This window comes from Frankia sp. AgB1.9 (genome assembly GCF_016786355.1).
Taxonomy (GTDB): domain Bacteria; phylum Actinomycetota; class Actinomycetes; order Frankiales; family Frankiaceae; genus Pseudofrankia.
This window is the reverse complement of record NZ_JADWYX010000047.1, coordinates 11,545-34,501: the sequence shown is the minus strand read 5'-3', so window position 1 is coordinate 34,501 and position 22,957 is coordinate 11,545. Positions and strand designations below refer to the sequence as shown.

Here is a 22,957-nt window from a genome sequence, read left to right as displayed (position 1 = left end):
CGGTCACCTCTGGCCATCCAGGGCCTGGTCACAGCGGGGGTCATCTCGCCAGGCCCGACGGCCGCGAGGCGGCCAGCCAGTTGTCCTGACGGGGAGCGAGGAAGGTCTAGCTCAGCCGGTCAGCGGGTGCGACAACAGCCCGCGCTGGCGACCCGGAGCAGGTCCACGTGCAGGCGCGAGACCAGCAGGAGCTCCGGAAGGCGCGGCGCCACGGCGGCGAACGGCCGCGAACGGTGGCGAGGCGCAGTCATAGACGCCATGGTTTCACAGATGCGACGAGGGCGCCGAGATTGTGGCGTAGACAATGCTCGACGAACAGGTTCACTATTTTACCCACCAGATTAGTGGGGATTCAAGTGGCCACCGTGCGCCGCGATGCGGGCAAGTGATCAGCCGGCCGGGGCGGAGCGCGCGCAGACAGCGCGCAGGCGATCGATGAGCGGGCCGGCTCCGAGGCCCTTCTCCATGACGTCGTCAGCGCCCAGCGCCACAGCCTCGTCACGGACGGTATAGGCCGAGAACCCGGTGAAGACGACCACCCGGGCGCCCGGCACCAGCCGGCGGATGCGCGGCAGCGCGGCGATCCCGTCCAGCACCGGCATCGCCACGTCGAGCAGGACTAGATCTGGCCCGGTCTGGGCGACCACGTCGACAGCCTCCGCTCCGTTGGCGGCCCGGCCGACGATCGTGAAGTCCGGTTCCATGTCCAGGAGCAGGCAGATCAGCTCGCGCACCCCGTCGGCGTCGTCCGCGACGACCACCCGAACCGGCGCTGGCCCGTAAGGGGTAGTGAAGGCACTCACGGGCGCCCCCGCCGGCCTGCCCGAACCGGCGGTACCTTCTTCCGCCGCCAGGTCCGCCCCTGCGTCTGGCCCTCCGGCTGAACCTCCGCGCGCCGCTCCATACGCCGCTCCGCCTGCCCCCAAGTCCGCGGCGATGTTCCGGTCCACTCCTACCGTTCTACCGGCTGGCGCACGGTGCGCCCATCGTCATTCGGGGTGGTATTCGCGGATGGCCCGGGGCACTCCGCCTGAATGGCGTGGCCGGAAAGCGCTAATCCGGGTAACGAGGCCCGTATGGGACCTTTTGCCTCTAGCGGCGCACGGTCCCGGACGCAATAGACTGATCACAAACAGTGACTCGCGGCGCGATCATGATTTAGGTCGGGATCGAGACCCGCGGTGCGACCAATGGGGTGCACATGCTGAATGCGGGCAGGCGGCAGGGCAGCCGTGGCCCGGAAGGCACGGCAGCCGTCGAGGGAATCTTCCACCAGGAGGTTCGACGTCGCCGCTGCGCCCGCGGTCTGTCCCGCGACGAGCTGGCCGAGAGAACCGGCTACAGCCGTCATTACGTCAGCCAGCTTGAGCAGCCGAGCAAGGGGATTCCTCCCCGCCCGGTGGTGGTCGCCGTCGACGCGGCGCTGTGCGCCGACGGCGCACTGGTCGCGCTGCGCGACGAGGCAGCCTCGGCACGGGCCGAGGCGACCGGCCGGGGGCGCGATCCTGAGCACGAGTCCCGCTCCCGGGTCCATGACCTGCTCGGCAACCGCCGCTGCGACGCCGAGCTGGACTACCTCGACCGGACGGTCGGAGAGCTGATCGCGATCGCCGGCAGCCTCGGCCCGCGCGACATCCGCGACCGGGTACTCGACCAGCAGGAGATCGTCGACGGCCTGCTGCGCACCCCGATGCTGCCGCACCAGCAGCTGCGGCTCTTCCTGATCGCCGGTCATCTGGCCGGCCTGCTCGCGATCGCATTGCTCGACCTTGGCGAGCTGTCCGGCGCCTGCACCTGCTGCCTGGAGGCGGCGGTGTTCACCGAGCTCACCGGCCACGCGGGGCTGCGTGCCTGGACGCTCGCGGTCAACCGGCTGGTGGCCGAGGCCGCGCGCCACGCCGAGGCGCTCGCCGCCCAGCCGAACGACGCGAAAAACGGTGACCTGACAATCGCGACAGAAGTCGACGAATTGGCGGTTCGCGACCTCGACGATCCGTACCCGGTATACAACCGCCCGGCGGCCGTCGTCGGCGCCGACGAAGCGACCGTCAGCCATCTCGACTTCGGTTATGTCGGCGGTTCCACAGCGGAGACCGATCCCGTGGGATACGGGACCCCGGAGGCGCCCCGCGACCTGATCGCCTGGCGGGTCGACGAGCTCGCCGCCGGTCGATTCGGCTACGACCCGCCAGAGTTCGGCGCGGAACCGGCCGGCCCGCCGTGGCGCGGCGTCGGCGACGTGCTGACCGCCCCAGGCGGACGGGCCAGCACCCCGCTGCTCGTAGCGCTCGTGAAGGGCCGGATCGCCCGGTTCGCCACCACCGACGCCCGACGAGAACGCCCATTGGCCGGCCTCTCCCGCGCCTTCCACCCCCCGGTCTGATCCCCCCTCCGCGCGGAGACCGACCGCATCGCGGAACGCGAAAGGCGCCGGGCACCCTGGCTTGATCGTCGTTTTGGCCCTCGCATGGTCACAAAACCGCTGCGGTTGCAGCCACGCGAGGGCCAAAACAGCGATCTTGCCGGTCTCGGGACGAGGCCAGCGTGGTCAGCTGCGGCACTCGACGCCAGCTCCCGCGCTACCTAGTCCCGGCGCACGCGCGGCCTAGTCACGACTCCCGCGCGCCTGCCACCCTGGCCACCGCGAAACCAAAGGACCCAATCATGGAGGCAGCTCGGCGCGCGGTCCGGTCAGACTTCGGCGAAGACGATGTCGCGCGGCGGCGGAACCGCGCCGCGCATCGCGGCGCGGCGGGCGAACTCGGCGACACCGGCGAGCTGGCGCTCGCCGAGGCGGAAGTCGAGCGTCGTGAAGTAGCGGACCAGCGATGCCTGGTCGAAGACCTCCCAGCGCGACGCGCGGGCGGCGACCGTCTCCACCTCGGCGAGGGCGAGCTCGATGCCGCCACGCAGGGCGCTGTGTACTTCCTTGACCAGGCCGGGGTGAGCCCGCGCGAACGAGCGGCGGGCCGCCCAGATCGCGAAGACCATCGGCAGCCCGGTCCAGTCCCGCCAGGCCGCGCCGAGATCGACCACCTCGGGCCGGTGGCCGGGGCCGCCCTGCTCGAACTCGTAGTAGGCCCGCAACGCCACGTCACCGATCGTGACCGCCGCGTCGGCCTCCCGCAGCATCGTCGGCACGTCCGGCGGCATCGTGACGTACCGCGGCCGGACTCCGAACCGGTCTTCGAGCATCATCCGGGCCAGCAGCACGCTGGTCCGCGAGGTCGAGCCGAGCGCGACCGAGCGGATCTCGTCGACGGGTACCTGGGTGCTCAGCACCACCGAGAGCACGGGCCCGTCGGAGCCGACGGCGAGATCCGGCAGTACTACCAGCTCGTCGGCGTGCCGCAGGTACTCGACGAGGCTGATCGGCCCGAGGTCGAGCTCGCCGGCGACGAGGGCCTCACTGAGCCGGTCCGGGGTGTCCTTGAAAAGGTCCAGGTCGAGCAGGGCGCCCGAGTTGACCAGACCCCAGTAGAACGGCATGCAGTTCAGGAACTGAATGTGCCCAACGCGCGGCCGGGTCTCGACGACGTCAGCGGCCGAGCCACCGGGGCGCGGCCCGGGGACCGCGGTGACCGGTGGCACGGGTGTCGGGTCTGTCGCGGCGGTCTGGGCGTCGTCGGCGCCGGCCGTGGTCAACTCCCGCCTCGGCGCAGCTCAGCCGCCTGTTGGGTCGCCCTGCGCTGGCGCAGGGCGAGCGGCAGGCTCAGCACCCCGCTGATCACGAAGGACAGGAAGATGCCGGGAACCGTGCTGACGCCAAGCAGCAGCACGACCGCGGTCACCACGCCGAACAGCAGCACCCGCAGGCCGTAGTAGCGCACGTGGAGCGAGAGCATCCCCGGCGGCGCCTTGGCCGGCCCCGACGAGGCGATCTCGGCCTTTGACGGCTTGGTCATGGGATCCTCCGACCCTGCGTCATCGTTGTCTCCCGGCCGGCTTGGCGCGCTGGCGCTTCTTCACCCAGCCCAGCCGGACCAGCACGCTCGGGAAGAGGGCCAGGCAGACGATCACCAGCAGCAGCCCGAGCAGGGTCGAGGGCGCCAGGCCAAGGCCCAGTGCGTGGGTGACCAGGTACAGCACGACCCCAGGCAGCAGGATCACCAGGAACGCCAACACGAAGATCGACCCGATCCCGGCCCCGCCCGCAGGCCGGAAGGGGGCGGGCCGGGCCGCCTCCGGCCGCCGCGTCGACTGGCCGACCACCGGCCCGGCCGCGGCCGGACGCTCGTCCACCACAGGCTCGTCCACAACAGGCTCGGCAGGATCGTCCACGACAGGCTCGGTCCCGGACGGGGTCGCGGGGCGGTCCTGGTCGGTCACGTCGGCCTCGCCTACGCGTCGATCGGCTGGGGAACGTCGCGGCGGGACGGGTCCGGGCCCTCGTAGTCGCGGATGACCCGGTAGCGGGTGTCCCGCTCGACCGGCTGGAAGCCGGCGTCCCGGATGATCCCGAGCAGGTCCTCGCGGGTCATCGTGTTCGGGGTGCCGAACCGGTCGGCGTCATGAGTGATCTTGTACTCGACGACCGACCCGTCCAGGTCGTCGGCGCCGAAGTTCAGCGCCAGCTGGGCGGTGGTCAGGCCATGCATGACCCAGAAGCACTTGATGTGGTCGACGTTGTCGAACAGCAGCCGGGAGACGGCGAAGGTCTTGAGCGCCTCGGCGCCGGTCGCCATCGGCTGGTTCATCAGCCGGTTGCGTGGGTCGCCGGCGGCGTCGTGCTGGAACCGCAGCGGGATGAAGACGGCGAAACCGCCGGTCTCGTCCTGCAGCTCGCGCAGCCGCAGCACATGGTCGACCCGGTGGCGGGGCGACTCGACGTGGCCGTAGAGCATCGTGCTCGGCGTGCGCAGGCCCTTGGCGTGCGCCAACCGGTGGATGCGCGACCAGTCCTCCCAGTGGGTCTCATGGCCGACGATCTGCTGGCGGATCTCCCAGTCGAAGATCTCGGCGCCCCCGCCGGTCAGCGACTCCAGGCCGGCGTCGATCAGCTCGTCGAGGATCTCGTCGGCGCCGAGGCCGCTGATCTTCTCGAACCAGTGGATCTCGGTGGCCGTGAAGGCCTTCAGCGCCACGTTGGGCAGCGCCGCCTTCAGCTCGCGCAGCGAGCGCGGGTAGTACCGCCACGGCAGGGTCGGGTGCAGGCCGTTGACGATGTGCAGCTCGGTGATGCCGGACGGCTCCATCTCCTTGGCGAGCCGGACGGCCTCCTCGATGCGCATCGTGTAGGCGTCGGCCTCGCCCGGCTTGCGCTGGAAGGAGCAGTACGCACAGCTGGCCGAGCAGACGTTCGTCAGGTTGAGATGCCGATTGACGTTGAAGAAGGTCCGGTTCCCGTTCTTGCGGGTCCTGACCTCGTGCGCGAGGGCACCCAGCCAGGCGAGGTCGTCGCTGGCGTACAGCCACTCGCCGTCGGAACGGTCCAGCCGGTCCCCGGCCCGGACCTTGTCCTCGATCTCCCGCTTGCGCCCGGCATCCATAACCGGCAAGCCTATCCGCCTTCCGCCAGACCCAGATGATCCACAAGGGCCCGGCGGGCGAAGGCAGCGCGGCTCACCCCGGAGGTCGGCTACTTGCGGGCCTTCGGCGGCTTCACGGGCTTCACCGGCGGCGCGGGCGCCGAACCCTCGACGCGGGCGGCCTGCTTCTGCATCCGGGCCAGCGGGTAGCCGGCCAGCGCGCCGCCGATCAGTCCGAGCAGCACGGCGAGCACGAGGGGCAGGCCCGCCGCGAGCCAGAGCACCACGGCGATCACCAGGAAGATCCCGATCCTGGCGAGGAAGAACGGCAGCGCGGCCCGCAGGTCGAACTCCTCGAGCTCCCGCTTCGGCCGCTTCCCGAAAAGCCCGCCCGACCCGGTCTTCCCCGGCGGCGGCGCGACCTTGGTCTGCTTCACCTTGACCTTCGCGGGCGTCACCTTGGTCGGCGTCACCTTCGCGGGCGTCACCTTCGTGGCGGGTGTGCCCTTCGCCACGGTCGGCGTCGCCGCCTTGTCTGCCCGGTCCCCGCGCCCGCGCGCCATACCGATCTCCCTCACGCCCCTGATCCTGCTGTCGTCCCGTTGTCCACTGTGCCAGGTCGCGGCCGGTCGGTCCGCGCCGCGCCCAGTTCGCCCGCCCATCGGCGGAAAAGGACGTTGGGTACGCCGGCGGCGTCCAGCACCCGGCCGGCGACGAAGTCGACCAATGCCTGCGCGTCGGCGACCCCGGCGTAAAAGCCCGGGCTCGCGGCCGCGACGACGGCCCCCGCGTCGTGCAACGTGACCAGGTGGCGCAGGGTCGCCCCGGTGAAGGGCATCTCGCGCGGGACGACGATCAGCTGGCGGCCCTCCTTGAGGGTGACGTCAGCTGCGCGCTGCAGTAGGTCCTTGGACAGGCCGAGCGCGATCCCGGCCACGGTCGCGGTGCTCGCCGGAACGACGATCATGCCCCTGGTCGGGTAGGAGCCGCTGCTCGGCCCGGCGGCCAGGTTGTCTGCGCCGTGCACCCGGACCAGCGCGTCGACCGCGGCGACGACCTCGTCCCGGTCGGGGCGCGTCCAGCCGGCGAGGCTGGTGCCGAGCCAGTCGGCGAGTGCCTCCGGCCAGGCGCCTGGGCCGTCCCGCCAGGCGATGCCCGTCTCGTCGAGCAGCGTCAGCCGGGCGGCCCTGGACACCACCAGGTCGACCGGCAGTCCGGCGGCGAGCAGCCCACGCAGCACCGACGCCGCGTACGGCGTCCCGCTCGCGCCGCTGACCCCGACCACCCACGGCCGCCGGGCCAGTTCGGCGTCAACCCCGACCGCGTTCGCCGCGGGATCACCGGCCGGGCTCGTCACCCGTGCAGGCCGCGGACGACCAGGTCGACGAGGGCGAAGACGAACAGCGCGATGCCGACGAAACCGTTGGCCGTGAAGAACGCCCGATTGACCTTGGACAGGTCGGTCGGACGGACGATCGCGTGCTCGTACCCGAAGGCGACGGCCGTGAGGCCGATCCCCACCCACCAGAGCGCGCCGAAGTGCTCCATCAGCCCGAAGACCACGAACAGACCGAACGTGACGACGTGGGTGACGAGCGAGCCGACGAGGGCCGCCCGAACCCCGAACCGGGCCGGAACCGAGCGCACCCCGATCCGCCGGTCGACCTCGACGTCCTGACAGGCGTAGATCAGGTCGAAACCACCGATCCAGGTGCCGACCGCGAGCCCGAGCACGACCGCGGCCCACGACCAGTGCCCGGTGATCGCGATCCAGGCGCCGATCGGCGCCACCGCCTGGGCGATCCCGAGGATGACCTGCGGGAAGTCGGTGAACCGCTTGGCGTACGGGTAGACGACCAGCGGCACGACGGCGGCCGGCGCGAGCGCCAGGCACAGCCAGCCCAGCGCGGCGGCGGCCGCCAGGAACACCACCAGAGCCACCACGCTGCCGATCACCGCGGTGCGCACCGCGACGACGCCGGTGACCAGCTCGCGGGTCGCCGTCCGCGGGTTCTGCGCGTCGATCCGCCGGTCGATGATTCGGTTCGCCGCCATCGCGAACGTCCGGGCCGCGACCATCGCGACCGTGACGAGGAACAGATCCGCCCAGTGCACCGAGCCGGAGGCCCGGAACCCGGCGGCGAGCGCCGCGACATAGGCGAACGGCAGCGCGAAGACCGAGTGCTCGATCTTCACCAGCCGCAGGAAGGCCTTCGGCTTCTCGATCGCCCCCGGCAGAACGGCGGCCTCAGTCACAGCCCGTACTCCTTCCAGCGCGAGGTCACCAGGTTCCGGGTGGCCTCGTCCATGACGCACTCGTCCGGCCAGCCGCCGGCCCGGCGATAGCCCTCGGTGGGCAGCTTGCGGGTGGCGTCGATGCCCGCCTTGCCGCCGTAGAACTGCTCGTACGACGAGTGGTCCAGGTGGTCGACCGGGCCGACCGTGGTGACCAGGTCGTGGGCGTAGTCGACGTTGCCGAACGCCCGCCAGGCGACCTCGGAGTAGTCGTGCACGTCGCAGTCCGCGTCGACGACGATCACCAGCTTCGACAGCGAGAGCAGCCCAGCGCCCCAGACCGCGTGCATCACCTTCTGCGCCTGCTTCGGGTAGCGCTTGTCGATCGACACGATCGCGCAGTTGTGGAAGACGCCGGCCTCGGGCAGGTCGTAGTCCACGATCTCGGGGATCAGCATCCTGATCAAGGGCAGGAAGATGCGCTCGGTCGCCTTGCCCATCGGCCCGTCCTCCTGTGGCGGCCGGCCGACGACGATCGTCTGGTAGATCGGGTCGCGCTGCATCGTCATGACGTCGACGTGCAGCGCCGGGAAGGGCTCGACCGGCGTGTAGAAGCCGGTGTGGTCGCCGAACGGGCCCTCCGGGAGGCGCTCCCCCGGCTCCAGCCAGCCTTCCAGCACGATCTGGGCGTTCGCCGGTACCTGCAGCGGGACGGTCAGGCAGTCGACCAGTTCGACGCGCTCACTGCGCAGGAAGCCCGCGAACAGGTACTCGTCGATGTCCGCCGGCAGCGGGGCGCTCGCCGCGTAGGTGACGACCGGGTCGCAGCCGAACGCGATCGCGACCGGAAGCCGCTCGCCCCGCCGCTCGGCGACGGCGTGGTGCGCGTTCGAGTCCTTGTGGATCTGCCAGTGCATCCCGACGGTCCGGGCGTCGTGCCGCTGTAGCCGGTACATGCCGAGGTTGCGGGCACCGGTCTCCGGATGGCGGGTGTGAGTCAGGCCCAGGTTCAGGAACGCGCCGCCGTCGTCCGGCCAGGACAGGATGCCCGGCAGCCGGAACAGGTCGACCTCGTCGCCCTTGTAGACGACGTCCTGGCACGGCGCGGTGCGGACCTTCTTCGGCGGCATGTTCGTCAGGCGCGCGGCCTTGCCGAGGGCGTCCCGCATCCCCGAGAAGCCATGCGGCAGCTCCGGGCGCAGCATGTCCGCGATCCGGGTGCCCAGGTCGTCCAGCTTCTCGACGCCGAGCGCCCGGGCCATCCGCTTCTCGGTGCCGAAGACGTTGATCGCCAGCGGCAGGTCCGAGCCCACCGGGTTCTCGAACAGCAGCGCCGGGCCGCCCGCCCGCACCACGCGTTGCACGATCTCCGTCATCTCAAGGCGCGGGTCGACGGGAGCCTTGATGCGGCGCAACTCGCCGTGCTTCTCGAGGTCGCCCAGAAACGCGCGCAGATCCGCCCAAGCCATGTCACCCATCCTCGCAGCGTCGGGGCCTCGGACGTCGCCGCCTCCCCGGCCGGATCCGGTGTACGCGTCGCGCCCGAGCCGCAGGCCCACCGCCCGAGCTGGGGCCTGCGCGATTCCGCCGGCCCGCGGGGCTCCGGTCAGGATCGTTGTTCCGGCGATTGACAGGAAAAGGCTCGGTGTGCGTCTCTTATCACCGGGCGGACACGGCGCCTGCGCATGACGCACACTGACGGTGAGCGCGTGGCCGGGCGGGCACCGCTGCCACCGCCAGCAGGTCAATGTACGAGCGGCCAGATGACGGCCGTGTCACGACTTCGGGGCACGGCCCGTGGACGATTCGCCGCGCCGTAGGCTGAGATGGCTGCCGGGACCGCCCCCGCGCGAAACGGAGCGGCCCGCGACCGGCCTCGGCAACGGGCCGGCAACCGACAGCGCGGTGAGCGGCGAGCAGGAAGGGGACGGACAGCCGGTGACTCTCCTGCTCTACATCGTGTTCTACGCGCTACTTGCCTACGTGATCGTGGACGTCGCGCGAACTCCGCGTGAGGACGTCAGGACGCTCACGAAGACCATCTGGATCGTGCTGGCGCTGCTGCTCTATCCCATCGGCGGCGTGCTCTGGTTCTTCTTCGGCCGGCCCCGCTCGTCGGCGGTCCGCCGCCGCCGCGGGATGGCGGCGCGCCGCGATCATCCCGCCTACGGCGGCCGGTTCGACATCGTCGAGTCGCAGCGCGTCGCCGGCCCCAGCCTGTTCCGCGGCCGGTCCCGCACCGGCCCGCCCGCCGGTCCCGTCGGCCCGGACGACGACCCGGAGTTCCTCCGCGAGCTCACTGAGCGCCTCCGCCGCGAGAACCCCGACGGCCCGGCCTCGCACCACTAGCGCCCTCCCCATCGGTCCTGGTCGACCAGCGGGTGCACCCTCGGCCGGCTCGCCTTGAAGGCCAAACGGCGATCATGTCCAGCGGTAACTTGATCGCCGTTTCGGCCCTCCGGTGGTCACTGCCAGGCCTGTTTCGTAGCCACCAAAGGGCGAAAACAGCGATCAAGGTGACGGGCGGACCTCGGCGGTCGCGGCACTAGGTTCCGGCCGGGACGGACGGCTGACGATTCACGAAATGGCCCACCTACCGCCCCTTTGCGCCCCCTAGCTGGCGCGCGCTGCGCCAGCTAGGCCGCGCAGACGGCGATCTTCGGCCCTCGCCAGTCGACCGACTGGCCATGATCACCTATTGCGCAGAGATAAAAAGCGCAAATTGGGGCATCGAGCGCCAGCTTCCCTGCGCAGTCCACGATCATGGGCCCGGTCTGGTCGGGACAGCTGCCGGTGATCATCGGTTGCGCAGGGGGAAACGGTGTTGAGGTCAGGACGGGCGGGATGGAATCGCGAGCGACGGTGGTCCAGGGCGGTCGCGGGCGACGGCGGTCCGGCGACGGTGGATCCGGGCGACGGCGGTTCCGGCAAGATCGACACTCCCGCTGCCGAGCGTCGCGCGGAGGGGCATGTCAGGCCGAGACGCCGGCGTATGAGTGCAGGCCGGTCAGGAACAGGTTGACGACGTAGTAGTCGACGAAAAGGGCGCTGAAGGCGACCAGGGAGACCGCGGCGGCCTTCTTGCCCCGCCAGCCGGCGGTGGCGCGGGCATGCAGGTAGGCGGCGTAGCAGACCCAGGTGATGAACGACCAGGTCTCCTTGGGGTCCCAGCCCCAGTACCGGCCCCAGGCGGCCTCGGCCCAGATCGCGCCGGCGATGACGGCGAACGTCCACACCGGGAAGCCGAACGCGATCAGGCGGTAGGTCAGCGTGTCCAGCGAGGCGGCGGCCGGCAGCTTCATGACGATGCCACCGCGGCTGCGCATCGCGGCGGTGACCTCGGCCCGGCCGGCGGCGACCTCCGCGAGCTGGTGCTCCCAGCGGTCCTTGACCAGGAACAGCACCGTGGTCACCGCGGACACCAGGTAGATGCCGCTGGCCAGGATGGCCGCGACCACATGGATCTTGAGCCAGTACGAGTTCAGCGCGGGCACCAGCGGGCCGGCCGCGACGTAGAGAACCGTGCCGGCGAGCCCCATGTAGACCAGCACCGGGAACGTGACGAACACCCCGAGCCAGCGGACGTCGAACCGGACCAGCAGCACGAGGAAAGCCGTGATCGCGATCAGGCAGATCATCGACGAGAACTCGTACATGTTGCCCCACGGAACCCGGCCGGCGGCGAAACCGCGGGTGACCACGGAGCTCAGGTGCAGCGCCCAGCCGAGCACGGTGAGCACGACCGCTATCCGGCCGATGAGCAGGGCCCGGGCCGGCTGCTCGTCGTCGGCCCCGTCGAAGTCCGAGCCGCCGGTGGCCGGGCTGGTCGCGCCGGCCGCGGGGGCAGCCGCCTTGGCGGGGGCTGGGGCGTCGCCGGCCGCCGTGGCACCGACGAGCGCCGGCTCACGGGTCGGCTTGGCCGTCAAGGTGGCGGACGCGGCGGCGGACCCAGCGGCGGACGTCGTGGCCGCGTCGGCCTCCGCTCCCGCGCGACCGAAGCGACTGAAGGCGAACTCGGCCGCGTAGCCGAGCATCCCGGCCGCATACAAGGCCATCGCGCCGCCGTAGAGGTGGTCGGATAGCGAGGCGAGGCCCTCGTTGACGGCCATCACGGCTCCCGTCTGCTGCTGGAGGGGGCGTTCTCATCGGTGGTCGAGGGGGCGCCGTCCGGTCTGGCGCCGTCGGGTCTGGCTGCGGCCGGGGTAGCTGCGGCCGGGGTAGCGGCGTCCCGGGTAACGGCGGCCGAAGTGGCAACGTCCCGGGCAGCGGCGTCCGGTCTGGCGGCGTCCGGGGCGGTGGTGCTCTGGGTCGCGGTGGTCGCGGCGCGCAGCTGGGTGGTCAGCGAGGCGAGCTCCGCGGCGAAGCCCTCGGCGTCGGAACGGGACAGGCCGCCGATCTCGACCGTGCTACCGGCACTCGCGGCACGAGCCCGGACCCAGACCCGTCGGCGACGGACCCGCAGGCTGATGATCAGGCCCAGGATGATCGCGATCGCGGCGACGAGCACCAGGTCCTTCGTCGGATCCGACTTGACCTGGAACTGGGCGTACTCACGCACCCCGTCGACGGACAGCGACAACCCGCCGGGCAGGTTGGTCATCGTCCGCTCGTCGGTCTGGCCGATCCACAGTGCCTGCGAGATCACGCCGTTGCCGGACGGCCCGTCAGAGGTGAACTGCTTCATGTCCCGCGTGTCGAGGGAGTAGATGTTCTGCGGGATTCCCTCGTTGACGTGCAGGTTGCCGACATAGCCAGTCAGAGTGATGGCGGGGTTGGCGGCCGCAGGGTAGATCGAGACGAGGCCCTGGGCCGGGTCGGCGATCGTCGTCGGGGTGAAGAAGCCCGTGAAGGCCAGCTGCTGGGGCGTCTGGAGCTTGCCCAACGGCGCGAGCCCGGCATCGGGGATCTTGACGACGCACAGCGAGCGGAAGTTCGGGTCCTCCTGGGCGCAGGTGACGTACGACTCCCAGACGACCTTCCCGGCCTTGTCCCGCAGCACGAAGTGCGGCGCGTAGCCGTGGCCGAGCAGGTAGACCTTGTCCTTGCCGATCTCCAGCGGGTGGTTCGGCTTGATCACGGTCTTCTTGACCGGGGAGTCCAGACCGGTGGAGTACGACACCGCGGCGGCGAACTCCTTGGGCTCGCCGTTGAGCTGGTAGCTCGCGCTGAACTTGTCCAGCGTGACCGAGTACGGCCGCAGGTCGGCGGTGTTGACCATCGCGCCGGCGGTGAACTGGTCGTAGGACAGCAGCGTGTTCGAGAATCCGTCGCCCTGCACGACCAGCATCGAGCCCTGGTAGCCGTACCAGGAGCCGAGCCCGACGCCCAGCAGCAGGACCATCAGCGCGATGTGGAAGACCAGGTTGCCGGTCTCCCGCAGGTAGCCCTTCTCGGCGGCGACCGAGTGGTCGGGGCTGCCGTCCGGGCGGGTGGCCCCCTCGGCGGCGATCGCGACCCGGAACCGGCGCGAGCGCAGCATCGCGGCCGCGGCGGCGGTGGCCTCCCCCGGCGCGAGCGGGCTCGCGAAGGCGGAGCCACCGGCGAGGCGCCCCGGCCGGGCCGGTGCCGCCGGCGGGCGGCCTAGCAGCGCCTGCGCGTGCCAGCGCACTCGCGACCACAGGCAGCCGATCAGCGAGATGAAGAGCAGCACGTAGATCGCGGCAAACCACGGCGCGCTGAAGACGTGGAACAGCGAGAGGCGCTCGAAGATCGGCCCGAGCGTCGGGTGGTTCGCCCGGTAGCGCTGCACCAGGATCGGGTTGATGTTGTTCTGCGGGAGCAGGGAGCCCGGGATCGCGGCCACCGCCAGCAGGAACAGCAGGATCAGCGCGGTGCGCATGCTGGTCAGCACGCGCCAGCCGCGCCGGACCGGGTCGACCAGCCTGGCCAGGCTGGTCCGCCCCCCGTCCGCGGCACCCTCGGGCGACGTCGCCGCGACGGCGGGCAGCCCCGTCTGCCGGGCCGCCGGGACGCCGAACGCGTCCGGCTGGGCGACGATCTCGTCGGCGTCGGCGTCGACCTCGGTCGCCGAAGCGGCTGCCGGCTCGATCTTGCCGGCCGTGGCGGTGGAGCTCGTCGAGGGTGGTGTCACAGCGGTGTCTCCGCGAATCCGGGGGCGAACGAGCGCAGCGTCGAGACCAGGTCGGCCCACTGACCGGTCACCTGCAGGACGCCGACGACGACCAGCAGCGTGCCGCCGGCGAGGGTGAGCAGCCGGGCGTGCGACCGGACCACCACCAGCGCGCCGGCGGCCCGGCGGAACCCGAGGCCGACGACGACGAACGGTACGCCCAGGCCCAGGCAGTACACGGCGGACAGGAACGCTCCGCGCCCCGCGGTCGCGCTCTGCACCGCCAGGCCCAGGACGGCCGTCAGCGTGGGGCCGAGGCACGGCGTCCAGCCGAGGCCGAACAGCACGCCGAGCAACGGGGCGCCGAGCAGGCCCGGCGACGGCAGCCGGTGCAGGCGCAGCTCCCGGTTGGCCCACATGAACCGGGAGAACGCCCCCGCGAACAGCAGGCCCATCAGGATCGTGACGACGCCGAGCACCCGGGTCACCCCGACCTGGTGGATCCGGATCCAGCTCCCGACCCCGCCGAACGCCACGCCGTAGGACACGAACACGGCCGAGAACCCGAGCACGAACAGCCCGGTCCCGACCGTCACCCGCCCGACCCGGCGCGCCCGGCCGAGCCCGGCGCCCAACAGCTGGGCCGGCGTTCTGGGCACGGCGGTCTCAGCTGCCGATCCGGCGCCCACCGGCACCGACGCGTCGGCCGGCCGGGCTGCGGCGGCCGGCGCCGCCCCCACCAACACAGCCTCGGCGGGCGCGGTCTCCCGCGTCACCGCCTTCTCGGCGTTGCGAGGCTCACCCTCCAGGTCGGCGCCGGACAGGCCCGTGACGTACGAGAGGTAGCCCGGGACCAGCGGCAGCACGCAGGGCGAGAAGAAGGACAGCAGTCCGGCGACGGCGGCGACCGGGGTCGCCAGCAACAGCGGCCCGTCCGTGACCAGCCCCGCGACGCTCACCGCGTGTCCCCGCCGCCTGTCGTCACCGAGGTCATGTCTCGGCCGCGAGCTTGTCGAGGACCGGGCCGAGGGTCTGCGCGGTCACGCCGCCGGCGAAGCGGGCCGCGATGTCACCCTTGGGGTCGAGCACGAAGGTCGTCGGGAGGGCGACCGCGACCGGCCAGTGCGCGGAAAGCGTCCCGTACTTGTCGATGATGCTCGGGTAGGTGACTTTGTGGTCCCGGACGAACGCCTGCGCGGGCGAGGTGGGATCCCGCTCGTTGACGCCGAGGAAAGCGACGTCCGGCTTCTGCGCGGACACCTGGAGCAGGTTCGGCGTCTCGGCCCGGCAGGGCGAGCACCACGAGGCCCAGAAGTTGACGACGACGATCTTGCCGCGGAACGACGCGAGGTCCAGCTTGGTGCCGTTCAGCGTCGTGCCGGCGAGGTCGGGCGCCGCCTTGCGATGGCCCAGCTCCGTGAAGGACTGGCCCGGCGCCTGCTGCACGAACTTGAAGGTGCCGGTGGAGGCGTCGACCTTGTTCGCCGAGCTGGAGCAGCCAAACAGGCCGAGACTCCCGACCCCGACGGCCAGGGCCAACGACGGCAGGACAGCCCGGCGCCAGCCGCGTTGGCCCCGCCCAGCGGGGGCGCGTACGCCCCGCCGCGACTTCAGCACGTCACTCAGTATGTGCGCCACGTTCCGCGCTCCCAGTGCGCCTCGGGTCTACTCCGTCGCCGCACTCGCTCCGCGTCTACGACCACCCGTAGAACTTCACTCACCACAGTAAGCCGCGCCCGTCCCAGGCGACGGCCGGGGCCCGGCGAACCGTTGTGACAAGCCTCGCGGCGGCGGCCTCAGGCGCCGACCGAGCCCGAGCCGGCGGCGGTGGGGCCGTTGGGTTCGGCGTAGTCGACGCGCAGCAGCGTCCCGTCGCGGTACACGGCGGAGGTGACGCTCGCCAGCGCGCACTGGCGCCGGTCGGGCCGGTGGAACAGGCGACGGCCCTCGATCGCGCGCCGGGCCGTCCAGACCGGGAGCTGGTGGCTGACCAGCACGACCTGCCGGCCGGGATGGCTGTCCCGCCAGTGCTCGGCGGCGCGCAGCATGCGCTCGGCGATCTCGGTGTACGGCTCGCCCCACGACGGCTTGAGCGGGTTGCGCAGGACCGACCACATCTTCGGGTCACGCAGCAGCCGGGGGCTGGCCTCGAACTTGCGGCCCTCGAAGAAGTTGCGGCTCTCGATCAGTCGGTGGTCGGTGAGCACCGGCAGGCCGTGGGCGGCGGCGATCGGGGCCGCGGTCTGCTGGGCGCGCAGCAGCGGGCTCGCGACCACGGCGGCCACGTCCAGGTCGGCCAGGTACTCGCCCACCACCTTGGCCTGGCGCTCACCGGTCTCGGACAGCCGGTAGTTCGGCAACCGGCCGTAGAGGATCTTCTCCGGGTTGAACACCTCGCCGTGGCGGACCAGGTGCACGGTGGTCGTCCCCGGCTCGTCTCGCGGCCGCGGCGCGGGCGGCGGCTGCGTCACGGGCGGCGGCTCGGTCACGAGGACACCGCCTCGGCCCGACCGGCGGCGATGGGCGGGTCGGCGACCGCGGCGGCGGCGCGGGCCGCGGCCGGTGCGGCGGCGGCGATCCGTTCGACGGCCTCGTCGTCGTGCGCGGCGGAGACGAACCAGGCCTCGAACGCCGACGGAGGCAGGTAGACGCCGGCGTCGAGCATGCTGTGGAAGAACGCCGCGTAGCGGGCCGATTCCTGGGCCGTGGCACCCGCGTAGTCGATGACGGCGGCGGCGTCGGTGAAGAAGAAGCTGAACAGGTTGCCGGCGCTCGCCGGCAGGTGGGCGACGCCGGCCTCGGTGAGCGCGGTGGAGACGATCCCGGCGACGTCGCCCGCCCGGGCGTCGACGGCCGCGTAGACCTCGTCCGTGCAGGCGTTCAGGGTCGCGAGGCCGGCGGCGACGGCCAGCGGGTTCCCCGACAGGGTGCCGGCCTGGTAGACCGGGCCGGCCGGGGCGAGCCGCGCCATGACGTCGGCCCGGCCGCCGAAGGCCGCGGCGGGCAGACCGCCGCCCATCACCTTGCCAAACGTGAACAGGTCGGGCGCCCAGCCCTCGGCGACGCCCTCGATCCCCCACCAACCGGCCCGGGAGACCCGGAACCCGGTCATCACCTCGTCGAAGATGAACAGCGCGCCATGCTGGTCGCACAACCGGCGCAGACCGGCGTTGAAGCCCGGAAGCGGTGGGACGACGCCCATGTTCGCCGCGACGGCCTCGGTGATGACGGCGGCGATCTCGCCGCCCTGCTCGGCGAAGACCGACTCGACGAGAGCCAGGTCGTTGTAGGGCAGCACGATCGTGTCGGCGGTGGCCGCGCCGGTGACGCCGGGGGTGTCCGGCAGGCCGAGCGTCGCGATGCCCGAGCCGGCCGCGGCGAGCAGCGCGTCGACGTGGCCGTGGTAGCACCCGGCGAACTTGATGACCTTCGTACGGCCGGTGAAGCCGCGGGCCAGCCGGACGGCGCTCATCGTCGCCTCGGTGCCCGAGTTCACCAGCCGGACCTGCTCCAGCGGGGCCACCCGGTTGACCAGCGCCTCGGCCAGCTCCACCTCACCGGGCGTCGGCGTGCCGAAGCTGGTGCCGCTGGCCGCCGCCCGCTGGAGCGCGGCGACGACGTCCGGGTGTGCGTGGCCGAGGATCATCGGACCCCACGAGCAGACCAGGTCGACGTAGTTACGCCCGTCGGCGTCGGTCAGGTAGGCGCCCTTCCCGGACACCATGAACCGGGGCACACCCCCGACCGCCCGGAAGGCCCGGACCGGCGAGTTGACCCCGCCGGGGGTGACCCGCTCGGCGCGGGCGAACAGGTGCTCGGAGGCCGGGGCAGCGGACGGGACGACGCCGCCTGGGGCTGCGGGAACAGGCATGCCCCGATCCTCGCAGGTCCACCGGAGGTCGCTACCCGCCCACCGGCCTCGCCTGGCGGGTGAGGTGTGACCCACCTCATAGCGAGCAAGGCCGGATGGGCCGAACACGACACCGCGCCGCATCTCGGAGCCGAGCGGGGCGGAGTGGCCCGAGCCTCGTGGCCAGTGGCGTGTGCGGGCTCACGGTGACGAAGATTACGGCAGTCCCCGCACCAGAAGCCGAACGATCGGAGTCGTCATGCGCATCGGGACCCTCCTGCCAGACCCCGGCGGCACGGACGCGCTCGCCCGGCTGCGGGACACGCTGGCGCAGGCCGCCGACGACGGGCTCACGTCCGCGTGGATGAGCCACATCTTCGGACTGGACGCGCTGACGTCGCTCGCGGTCGCCGGCAGCCAGGTCCCTGGGATCGAGCTCGGCACCGCGGTCGTGGCGACCTACCCGCGCCACCCGGTCGTGCTCGCCCAGCAGGCGCTGACGACGGCACTGGCCACCGGCGGCCGGCTGACCCTGGGCATCGGCCTGTCGCACCGGCTGGTGATCGAGGACATGTTCGGCTACAGCTTCGACCGGCCCGCGCGGCACATGTCCGAGTACCTGTCCGCGCTGGTGCCGCTGCTCGACGGGCAGCCGGTGGACGTGAAGGGCGAGACCCTGCGGGCCGCAGCGGGCCTCTCGACGCCGCGACTCGGCCGGGTGCCGGTGCTCGTCGCGGCGCTGGGGCCGGCGATGCTGCGGCTGGCCGGTGAGCGCACCGACGGGACGGTGCTGTGGATGACCGGGCCGGCGACGATCCGCGACCACACGGTCCCGACGATCCGGGCCGCCGCGGCCCAGGCGGGGCGCCCGGAGCCCAGGGTGGTGGCCTCGCTGCCGATCCGCGTCACCGACGATGTCGAGGGCGCGCACGCCGCTGCCAACAAGACGTTCGCGATCTACGGCAAGCTTCCGTCCTACCGCGCCATGCTCGACCGGGAGGGCGCCGCCGGGCCGGCCGACGTCGCGATCATCGGTGACGAGGAGTCAGTGGCGGCTCGGGTCGCCGAGCTGGCGGCCGCGGGTGCCACCGATTTCGTCGCGGCGCCGTTCGCCCCGGCGGGCAGCGCCGACGAGCAGCGCACCCGCGCTCTCCTGCGCACGCTGGCCCAGTCCGCCGGCTAGCTCAGTTCGTCGGCTAGCCGGCGAAGGTGCGCGGGTCCGCGTGGGCGGACCCCCCCCCCCCGCGCCGGCCGGGCGGGCGCCCGGGGAGAGTCAGCGTGGGTCGCCGAGGATGCCGTCCGGGACGGCCGGGCGGGCCGCGTCCGCGTCCGCCGCGGGAGCGGGCGCCTGGTCCGGCACCAGGCCTGGCACGAGCTGGCCCGCGTCGACGACCGGCTCCCTGCCTCGCGCCGCCCGCGGCTGCCGGGCCGCCGAGTCGCCGTAGATCCGGCCCTTCCAGGTGACGCCACGCCCGGCCCGGCGCCGACGGACCGAGTCGAACGTCATTCCGAGGTAGAGCAGCGCCGTCATCGGGAGCAGCAAAGCGACCGGCGGTGGCTGGCGGTAGTAACGGATCATCGGCAGGTAGGTGCCGGCGAGCAGCAGCCAGCCGGCGCCACCGAGGGCGGCGAGCGGCCAGGCGCCGACGGCGAGCCCCGTCACGGTCGCCGCGACGGGAACCACGAACAGCAGCAGCATGCCGATGGCCGTCCCGGCGAGCAGCGCCCCCGAGTGCCGCAGCCGGGTGAAGGCGCTGCGGGTGACCATGTTCCACAGGTCGGCGAGCGCCGGGTAGGGCCGGACGCTGTCGGCCCGGTCGGCGAGGCCGAGCCAGGTCCGCCCGCCCGCGTTCTTGACCAGCCGCGCGATCGCGACGTCGTCGACGACCGCGTCGCGGACCGCCGCGAGCCCGCCCGCGTCGCGCAGCACCTCGCGGCGCACGAGCGAGCAGCCGCCGCCCGCCGCCACCCCGGACCGGGGCCGGTTCGACCAGCGGAACGGGTAGAGCATCGCGAAGAAGTAGCCGAACGCCGGGACGACGAGCCGCTCCCACCACGAGGTGATGTTCAGCCTCGGCAGCTGGGAGACCATGTCAAGCCGGTGCGTCGTCGCCGCCTCGACGAGCGCGCGCAGCGAGCCGGGCCGGTGGGCGATGTCGGCATCCGTGAGCAGCACGAACTCGGCCTCGCCGGCGAACTCGACCCCGTGCTGCAACGCCCAGAGCTGGCCGGTCCAGCCGGCCGGCGGCGGCGTGGACGACAGCACGGTGAGCCCGACGCCGCCGAGTGCCGCGGTGTCACCGGCGTCCCGGGCCGCGGCCCGCCGGGCGAGCTCCTGCGCCGCCAGGTCACGGGCGACCTCCGCGGTGCCGTCGGTGCTCGCATCGTCGACGAGCACCAGCGTGACCGGGCCGGGGTAGTCCTGGGCCAGCAGGCTGGGCAGTGTCACCGGCAGCACGGCCGCCTCATCCCGGGCCGGGACGACAATCGCGACCGGCGGCCACTTCGCCGGTGCCCGCCGCGCCGGCAGCCGCTGGTCGGTCCGCCAGTAACCACCCCAGCAGACCGCCAGCCACAACCAGGCGGCGAGCGCGACCGTCGCCGCCGCCGTCAGCACCAGAACCATCTGACCCGTCACTCTCCGTAGCCTGCCACGGCCCCGGTCAGACGGCAGCCGCACGCCAGGCCGGCTACGCGGCGCACGCCCGGCCGGCTACCCGGCGCGCGCCAGGCCGACTACCCGGCGCACGCCAGGCCGGCTACAGCGAGCGCTGGTAGCTCCGGAAGGCCCGGACCGCCACCGCCCACGCGAGCGCGGCGAGCGCCACGAGGCCGAGGAGGTTCCACAGGACGGACGGCCAGTCGGGGTTCGCGGCGATGGCTCCCCGCGACGCCGTCACCGCCCAGTTGGCCGGGTTGTAGTGGGCGACGGCCCGAATCCAGCCGGGCAGCAGCCCCGCCGGCATCATCGCCGTCGACAGGAAGGTCAACGGCAGCACCAGGAAGTTGGCCGCCGCGATCAGCGCCTCCCGGCGGCGCACCACCAACGCGAGGGCGTCGGACAGCGCCGCGACCGCCGCACTCAGGGTCACCGCGACGACGATCAGCACCAGCACCCCGGGCACCCCGGAGCGCAGGTGCGCGCCGAGCGCCCAGCCGAGCAGCACGACGAGCGCCACCTGCACGGCGACCAGCACGGCCTGGTTGGCGAGGGTGCCGCCGACGACGGCCCAGCGGCGCGTCGGTGAGGCGAGCAGCCGCTCCATCACGCCGGTCTCCATGTCGTCGATGAACCGGATCCCGGTCCAGCCGGCGGAGAACAGCACGCTCATCGTGGCGACGCCTGGGGTCAGGTAGTCGATGTAGTCGTCGTCGGCGAACCCCGGCACCGTCGAGATGCTGTGGAACAGCGATCCGAACAGCGGCAGCCAGACCACCGCCTGCACGAGCGTGATCGCGAGATAGGCCGGCCGGCGCATCAGCGAGCGCAGCAGCCGTGCCGTCAGCGCCCCGAACTGGCGGTACCCCGCCGGCCGCGCGTTGGTACGGCTGGTCGTCGGCGCGACGGTCGGGGCCGCCGCCGGGAGGGATCCCGTGACGGTCGGCGCCTCGGTGATCGTCGTCATCAGGCCACCTCCTCCTGCCGGCCGAACCGATGTCCGACGTGGCGCAGGTAGACGTCGTCGAGGGATGGCCGGGCGACGGTGGCCGCGGCGGTCGCGAGGCCGGCGCCGTCCACCGCGGCGAACAGCGCGGGCAGGATGGCGGCGCCGCCGTCGACCCTGGCCCGCACCGCCCGGCCGGTGAAGGTCACCTCGCCGACGCCGGGCAGCGTCGCGAGCCGTATCCGCAGCGCCTCGACCTGGCGGGCGTCCGGCGTAGCGGTCAGCTCCAGCTCGACCGCGTCACCGTGCAGCTCGCTCTTGAGCTCGTCGGGCGTTCCCTCGACGACCACCTGGCCGTTCTCGATGATCGCGACCTGGGAGGCCAGCCGGTCGGCCTCTTCCAGGTAGTGGGTCGTGAGCAGGATCGACAGGCCGTCCGCGGTCAGAGCCTCGATCTCGGCCCACATCACCGCGCGCGCCTCGGGGTCCAGGCCGGTGGTCGGCTCGTCGAGGAACAGCACGGCCGGGCGGGAGACCAGGCCGATCGCCACGTCCAGGCGGCGCAGCATGCCGCCCGAGTAGGTGCGGGCCAGCCGGCCGGCCGCGTCGGCCAGGCCGAACCGGTCGAGCAGCTCGTCGGCCCGGCGGGCAAGCTCGGCCCCGCCGAGGCCGTAGAGCCGTCCCTGCAGCAACAGGTTCTCCCGGCCGGTGGCGTCCGGGTCGGCCCCGGAACGCTGCGGGACGATCCCGATCGAGCGGCGGACCTCCCACGGGTGGCGCAACAGGTCGTGGCCGGCTACGGTCGCCGAACCGGCGTCCGGGCGGGTCAACGTCGCCAGCATCCGTACCGTCGTCGACTTCCCGGCACCGTTCGGACCGAGCAGTCCGAAGATCGTTCCAGCCCGCACCCGCAGGGTGATCCCGCGGACCGCCTGCACTCGCGGGTCCGCGCGCCGCCGGCCGCGATACGTCTTCACCAGGTCGACGGCGTCGATTGCCCAGACCGGTTCGACCGCCGCGAAGACCACCGCGGTCTCGCCAGTCGGGTCCGGGTCCGCCGCTGTCTCGGCCACCGGCTTGGCGCCGTCGACCGGGCCCGGCCCAGCCTCGGCACCCTCGACCAGTTCCGGCACGGCCTCCGCTACCGCTTCAGCAGCGTCCACCGGCTCGGGCTCGGCCTCCGCTACCGCCTCGGCACCGTCCACCGGCTCCGGCTCGGCCTCCGCGACCGGCTCGGCGCCGTCGACGGGCGCCGGTACGGCTTCCGCCACGGGCTCGACACCGTCCGCCGGATCCGGCTCAGCGCCGTCGACGGGCTCCGGCTCGGCTTCCGCTACCGGCGTGGCCTCATCGGGTGGGTCCGCCTCGGCCGACGGCTCGGCGTCGTCAGGCTGGTCCGGCTCGCTGTCGGCCGCCGGCCTGATGGCTTCAGGCTGGTCCGGCTCGGCCTCGGCGGCCGGCTCGCTGCCTTCGGCCGGAGTGACGTTCTCGGCTGCCGGTGTTGGACTGTCGCCCTCGTCCGGGGCCATGGGCTCCGGTTCGGTGGTTGGGGTGGCGGGGACCGCCGTTGGCGCGGGCTTCCGCGCCGGTCGGGTGGTCGTCATGACCGTTTCTTGGTGACCCTTCGCTCGGGCAGGCCGGTCCGTGGACCGGCTCGGCTGGTTCCTGCGTCGCCGCGCTCATCGCTCCCCCAGGGCGATTGCTTCGCGAGCGGCCTGGAACGTGGTCG

General features: G+C 72.5%; 22 protein-coding genes. 3 read left to right on the top strand and 19 right to left on the bottom strand.

Translation table 11 applies throughout. From position 1 onward, the window contains the following. Window positions 1–119: 119 nt before the first annotated feature. A complete protein-coding gene (locus tag I6A60_RS44070) occupies window positions 120–251 on the bottom strand; it encodes a putative leader peptide (protein WP_255545069.1) in 132 nt (43 codons plus the stop codon). A gap of 138 nt (window positions 252–389) precedes the next feature. Further along, complete coding sequence (locus tag I6A60_RS42875; RefSeq protein WP_307873769.1) at window positions 390–803, bottom strand: response regulator transcription factor; 414 nt, start codon at window positions 801–803, stop codon at window positions 390–392. A 398-nt stretch (window positions 804–1,201) separates the two neighbouring features. Between I6A60_RS42875 and I6A60_RS20035 the strand changes: the two genes are divergently transcribed. After that, entirely contained in the window at window positions 1,202–2,383 is a 1,182-nt protein-coding gene (locus I6A60_RS20035) for a helix-turn-helix transcriptional regulator (protein ID WP_203015719.1), read from the top strand. A gap of 308 nt (window positions 2,384–2,691) precedes the next feature. Here I6A60_RS20035 and I6A60_RS20030 read toward each other — a convergent pair whose 3' ends face one another. The 8 genes from I6A60_RS20030 to I6A60_RS19995 all read right to left on the bottom strand — a co-directional run bounded on the left by I6A60_RS20030 (window position 2,692) and on the right by I6A60_RS19995 (window position 9,172). After that, on the bottom strand, window positions 2,692–3,507 hold the full coding sequence (locus I6A60_RS20030) for a menaquinone biosynthetic enzyme MqnA/MqnD family protein (RefSeq protein WP_203015748.1): 816 nt from the start codon (window positions 3,505–3,507) through the stop codon (window positions 2,692–2,694). Window positions 3,508–3,641: 134 nt separating this feature from the next. Beyond that, complete coding sequence (locus tag I6A60_RS20025; protein ID WP_013427386.1) at window positions 3,642–3,905, bottom strand: hypothetical protein; 264 nt, start codon at window positions 3,903–3,905, stop codon at window positions 3,642–3,644. A gap of 19 nt (window positions 3,906–3,924) precedes the next feature. After that, on the bottom strand, window positions 3,925–4,329 hold the full coding sequence (locus tag I6A60_RS20020; protein ID WP_238435817.1) for a hypothetical protein: 405 nt from the start codon (window positions 4,327–4,329) through the stop codon (window positions 3,925–3,927). An 11-nt stretch (window positions 4,330–4,340) separates the two neighbouring features. Beyond that, window positions 4,341–5,489 carry an aminofutalosine synthase MqnE gene (gene mqnE / locus I6A60_RS20015; RefSeq protein ID WP_203015720.1) on the bottom strand — a complete coding sequence of 383 codons (1,149 nt, stop codon included), beginning with the start codon at window positions 5,487–5,489 and terminating at the stop codon, window positions 4,341–4,343. Between the two features lie 89 nt (window positions 5,490–5,578). Continuing rightward, window positions 5,579–6,046, bottom strand: a complete 468-nt coding sequence (locus tag I6A60_RS20010; protein ID WP_203015721.1) for a DUF4229 domain-containing protein — start codon at window positions 6,044–6,046, stop codon at window positions 5,579–5,581. Next, on the bottom strand, window positions 6,043–6,825 hold the full coding sequence (locus I6A60_RS20005; RefSeq protein ID WP_307873768.1) for a UbiX family flavin prenyltransferase: 783 nt from the start codon (window positions 6,823–6,825) through the stop codon (window positions 6,043–6,045). Before I6A60_RS20005 ends, I6A60_RS20010 begins: the two co-directional genes overlap by 4 nt. After that, window positions 6,822–7,724 carry a menaquinone biosynthesis prenyltransferase MqnP gene (mqnP, locus tag I6A60_RS20000; RefSeq protein WP_203015722.1) on the bottom strand — a complete coding sequence of 301 codons (903 nt, stop codon included), beginning with the start codon at window positions 7,722–7,724 and terminating at the stop codon, window positions 6,822–6,824. The genes I6A60_RS20005 and mqnP overlap by 4 nt, the downstream gene beginning before the upstream one ends. Then, on the bottom strand, window positions 7,721–9,172 hold the full coding sequence (locus I6A60_RS19995; RefSeq protein WP_203015723.1) for a menaquinone biosynthesis decarboxylase: 1,452 nt from the start codon (window positions 9,170–9,172) through the stop codon (window positions 7,721–7,723). The genes mqnP and I6A60_RS19995 overlap by 4 nt, the downstream gene beginning before the upstream one ends. 436 nt (window positions 9,173–9,608) lie before the next feature. Here I6A60_RS19995 and I6A60_RS19990 point away from each other — a divergent pair, with 436 nt between their 5' ends. Next, the gene (locus I6A60_RS19990) at window positions 9,609–10,052 is read left to right on the top strand and encodes a PLD nuclease N-terminal domain-containing protein (protein ID WP_307873767.1); all 444 of its coding nucleotides are present in this window, start codon (window positions 9,609–9,611) and stop codon (window positions 10,050–10,052) included. A 623-nt stretch (window positions 10,053–10,675) separates the two neighbouring features. On the opposite strand, the gene ccsB is transcribed toward I6A60_RS19990, so the two are convergent. The 6 genes from ccsB to hemL all read right to left on the bottom strand — a co-directional run bounded on the left by ccsB (window position 10,676) and on the right by hemL (window position 17,644). Further along, window positions 10,676–11,812: a c-type cytochrome biogenesis protein CcsB gene (ccsB, locus tag I6A60_RS19985; protein ID WP_203015724.1), complete on the bottom strand. Its 1,137-nt coding sequence runs from the start codon at window positions 11,810–11,812 to the stop codon at window positions 10,676–10,678. Continuing rightward, the gene (locus I6A60_RS19980) at window positions 11,812–13,794 is read right to left on the bottom strand and encodes a cytochrome c biogenesis protein ResB (protein WP_203015726.1); all 1,983 of its coding nucleotides are present in this window, start codon (window positions 13,792–13,794) and stop codon (window positions 11,812–11,814) included. The genes ccsB and I6A60_RS19980 overlap by 1 nt, the downstream gene beginning before the upstream one ends. Beyond that, window positions 13,791–14,732 carry a cytochrome c biogenesis protein CcdA gene (locus tag I6A60_RS19975; protein ID WP_203015727.1) on the bottom strand — a complete coding sequence of 314 codons (942 nt, stop codon included), beginning with the start codon at window positions 14,730–14,732 and terminating at the stop codon, window positions 13,791–13,793. Before I6A60_RS19975 ends, I6A60_RS19980 begins: the two co-directional genes overlap by 4 nt. Before the next feature lie 31 nt (window positions 14,733–14,763). Beyond that, window positions 14,764–15,411, bottom strand: a complete 648-nt coding sequence (locus I6A60_RS19970) for a TlpA disulfide reductase family protein (RefSeq protein WP_203015728.1) — start codon at window positions 15,409–15,411, stop codon at window positions 14,764–14,766. A gap of 158 nt (window positions 15,412–15,569) precedes the next feature. Then, complete coding sequence (locus I6A60_RS19965) at window positions 15,570–16,262, bottom strand: histidine phosphatase family protein (RefSeq protein WP_374113500.1); 693 nt, start codon at window positions 16,260–16,262, stop codon at window positions 15,570–15,572. Further along, entirely contained in the window at window positions 16,259–17,644 is a 1,386-nt protein-coding gene (gene hemL / locus I6A60_RS19960) for a glutamate-1-semialdehyde 2,1-aminomutase (protein WP_203015729.1), read from the bottom strand. The genes I6A60_RS19965 and hemL overlap by 4 nt, the downstream gene beginning before the upstream one ends. Before the next feature lie 238 nt (window positions 17,645–17,882). Between hemL and I6A60_RS19955 the strand changes: the two genes are divergently transcribed. Continuing rightward, window positions 17,883–18,806, top strand: a complete 924-nt coding sequence (locus tag I6A60_RS19955) for a TIGR03564 family F420-dependent LLM class oxidoreductase (protein WP_203015730.1) — start codon at window positions 17,883–17,885, stop codon at window positions 18,804–18,806. Between the two features lie 90 nt (window positions 18,807–18,896). Here the strand turns inward: I6A60_RS19955 and I6A60_RS19950 are convergent, their stop codons facing one another. The 3 genes from I6A60_RS19950 to I6A60_RS44065 form a co-directional block, all read right to left on the bottom strand. Beyond that, window positions 18,897–20,261 carry a glycosyltransferase gene (locus tag I6A60_RS19950; protein ID WP_307873766.1) on the bottom strand — a complete coding sequence of 455 codons (1,365 nt, stop codon included), beginning with the start codon at window positions 20,259–20,261 and terminating at the stop codon, window positions 18,897–18,899. 121 nt (window positions 20,262–20,382) lie between these two features. Then, on the bottom strand, window positions 20,383–21,249 hold the full coding sequence (locus tag I6A60_RS19945) for an ABC transporter permease (RefSeq protein ID WP_203015731.1): 867 nt from the start codon (window positions 21,247–21,249) through the stop codon (window positions 20,383–20,385). After that, the gene (locus I6A60_RS44065) at window positions 21,249–22,256 is read right to left on the bottom strand and encodes an ATP-binding cassette domain-containing protein (protein WP_374113338.1); all 1,008 of its coding nucleotides are present in this window, start codon (window positions 22,254–22,256) and stop codon (window positions 21,249–21,251) included. Before I6A60_RS44065 ends, I6A60_RS19945 begins: the two co-directional genes overlap by 1 nt. Between the last annotated feature and the right edge of the window lie 701 nt (window positions 22,257–22,957).

What these genes read in the sequence shown, in the direction of transcription:
- I6A60_RS44070 (WP_255545069.1), bottom strand. Translation starts at nt 251, where the DNA reads ATGACTGCGCCTCGCCACCGTTCGCGGCCGTTCGCCGCCGTGGCGCCG.
- I6A60_RS20035 (WP_203015719.1), top strand. Translation starts at nt 1,202, where the DNA reads ATGCTGAATGCGGGCAGGCGGCAGGGCAGCCGTGGCCCGGAAGGCACG.
- I6A60_RS20025 (WP_013427386.1), bottom strand. Translation starts at nt 3,905, where the DNA reads ATGACCAAGCCGTCAAAGGCCGAGATCGCCTCGTCGGGGCCGGCCAAG.
- mqnE (WP_203015720.1), bottom strand. Translation starts at nt 5,489, where the DNA reads ATGGATGCCGGGCGCAAGCGGGAGATCGAGGACAAGGTCCGGGCCGGG.
- I6A60_RS19995 (WP_203015723.1), bottom strand. Translation starts at nt 9,172, where the DNA reads ATGGCTTGGGCGGATCTGCGCGCGTTTCTGGGCGACCTCGAGAAGCAC.
- ccsB (WP_203015724.1), bottom strand. Translation starts at nt 11,812, where the DNA reads ATGGCCGTCAACGAGGGCCTCGCCTCGCTATCCGACCACCTCTACGGC.
- hemL (WP_203015729.1), bottom strand. Translation starts at nt 17,644, where the DNA reads ATGCCTGTTCCCGCAGCCCCAGGCGGCGTCGTCCCGTCCGCTGCCCCG.
- I6A60_RS19955 (WP_203015730.1), top strand. Translation starts at nt 17,883, where the DNA reads ATGCGCATCGGGACCCTCCTGCCAGACCCCGGCGGCACGGACGCGCTC.
- I6A60_RS19945 (WP_203015731.1), bottom strand. Translation starts at nt 21,249, where the DNA reads ATGACGACGATCACCGAGGCGCCGACCGTCACGGGATCCCTCCCGGCG.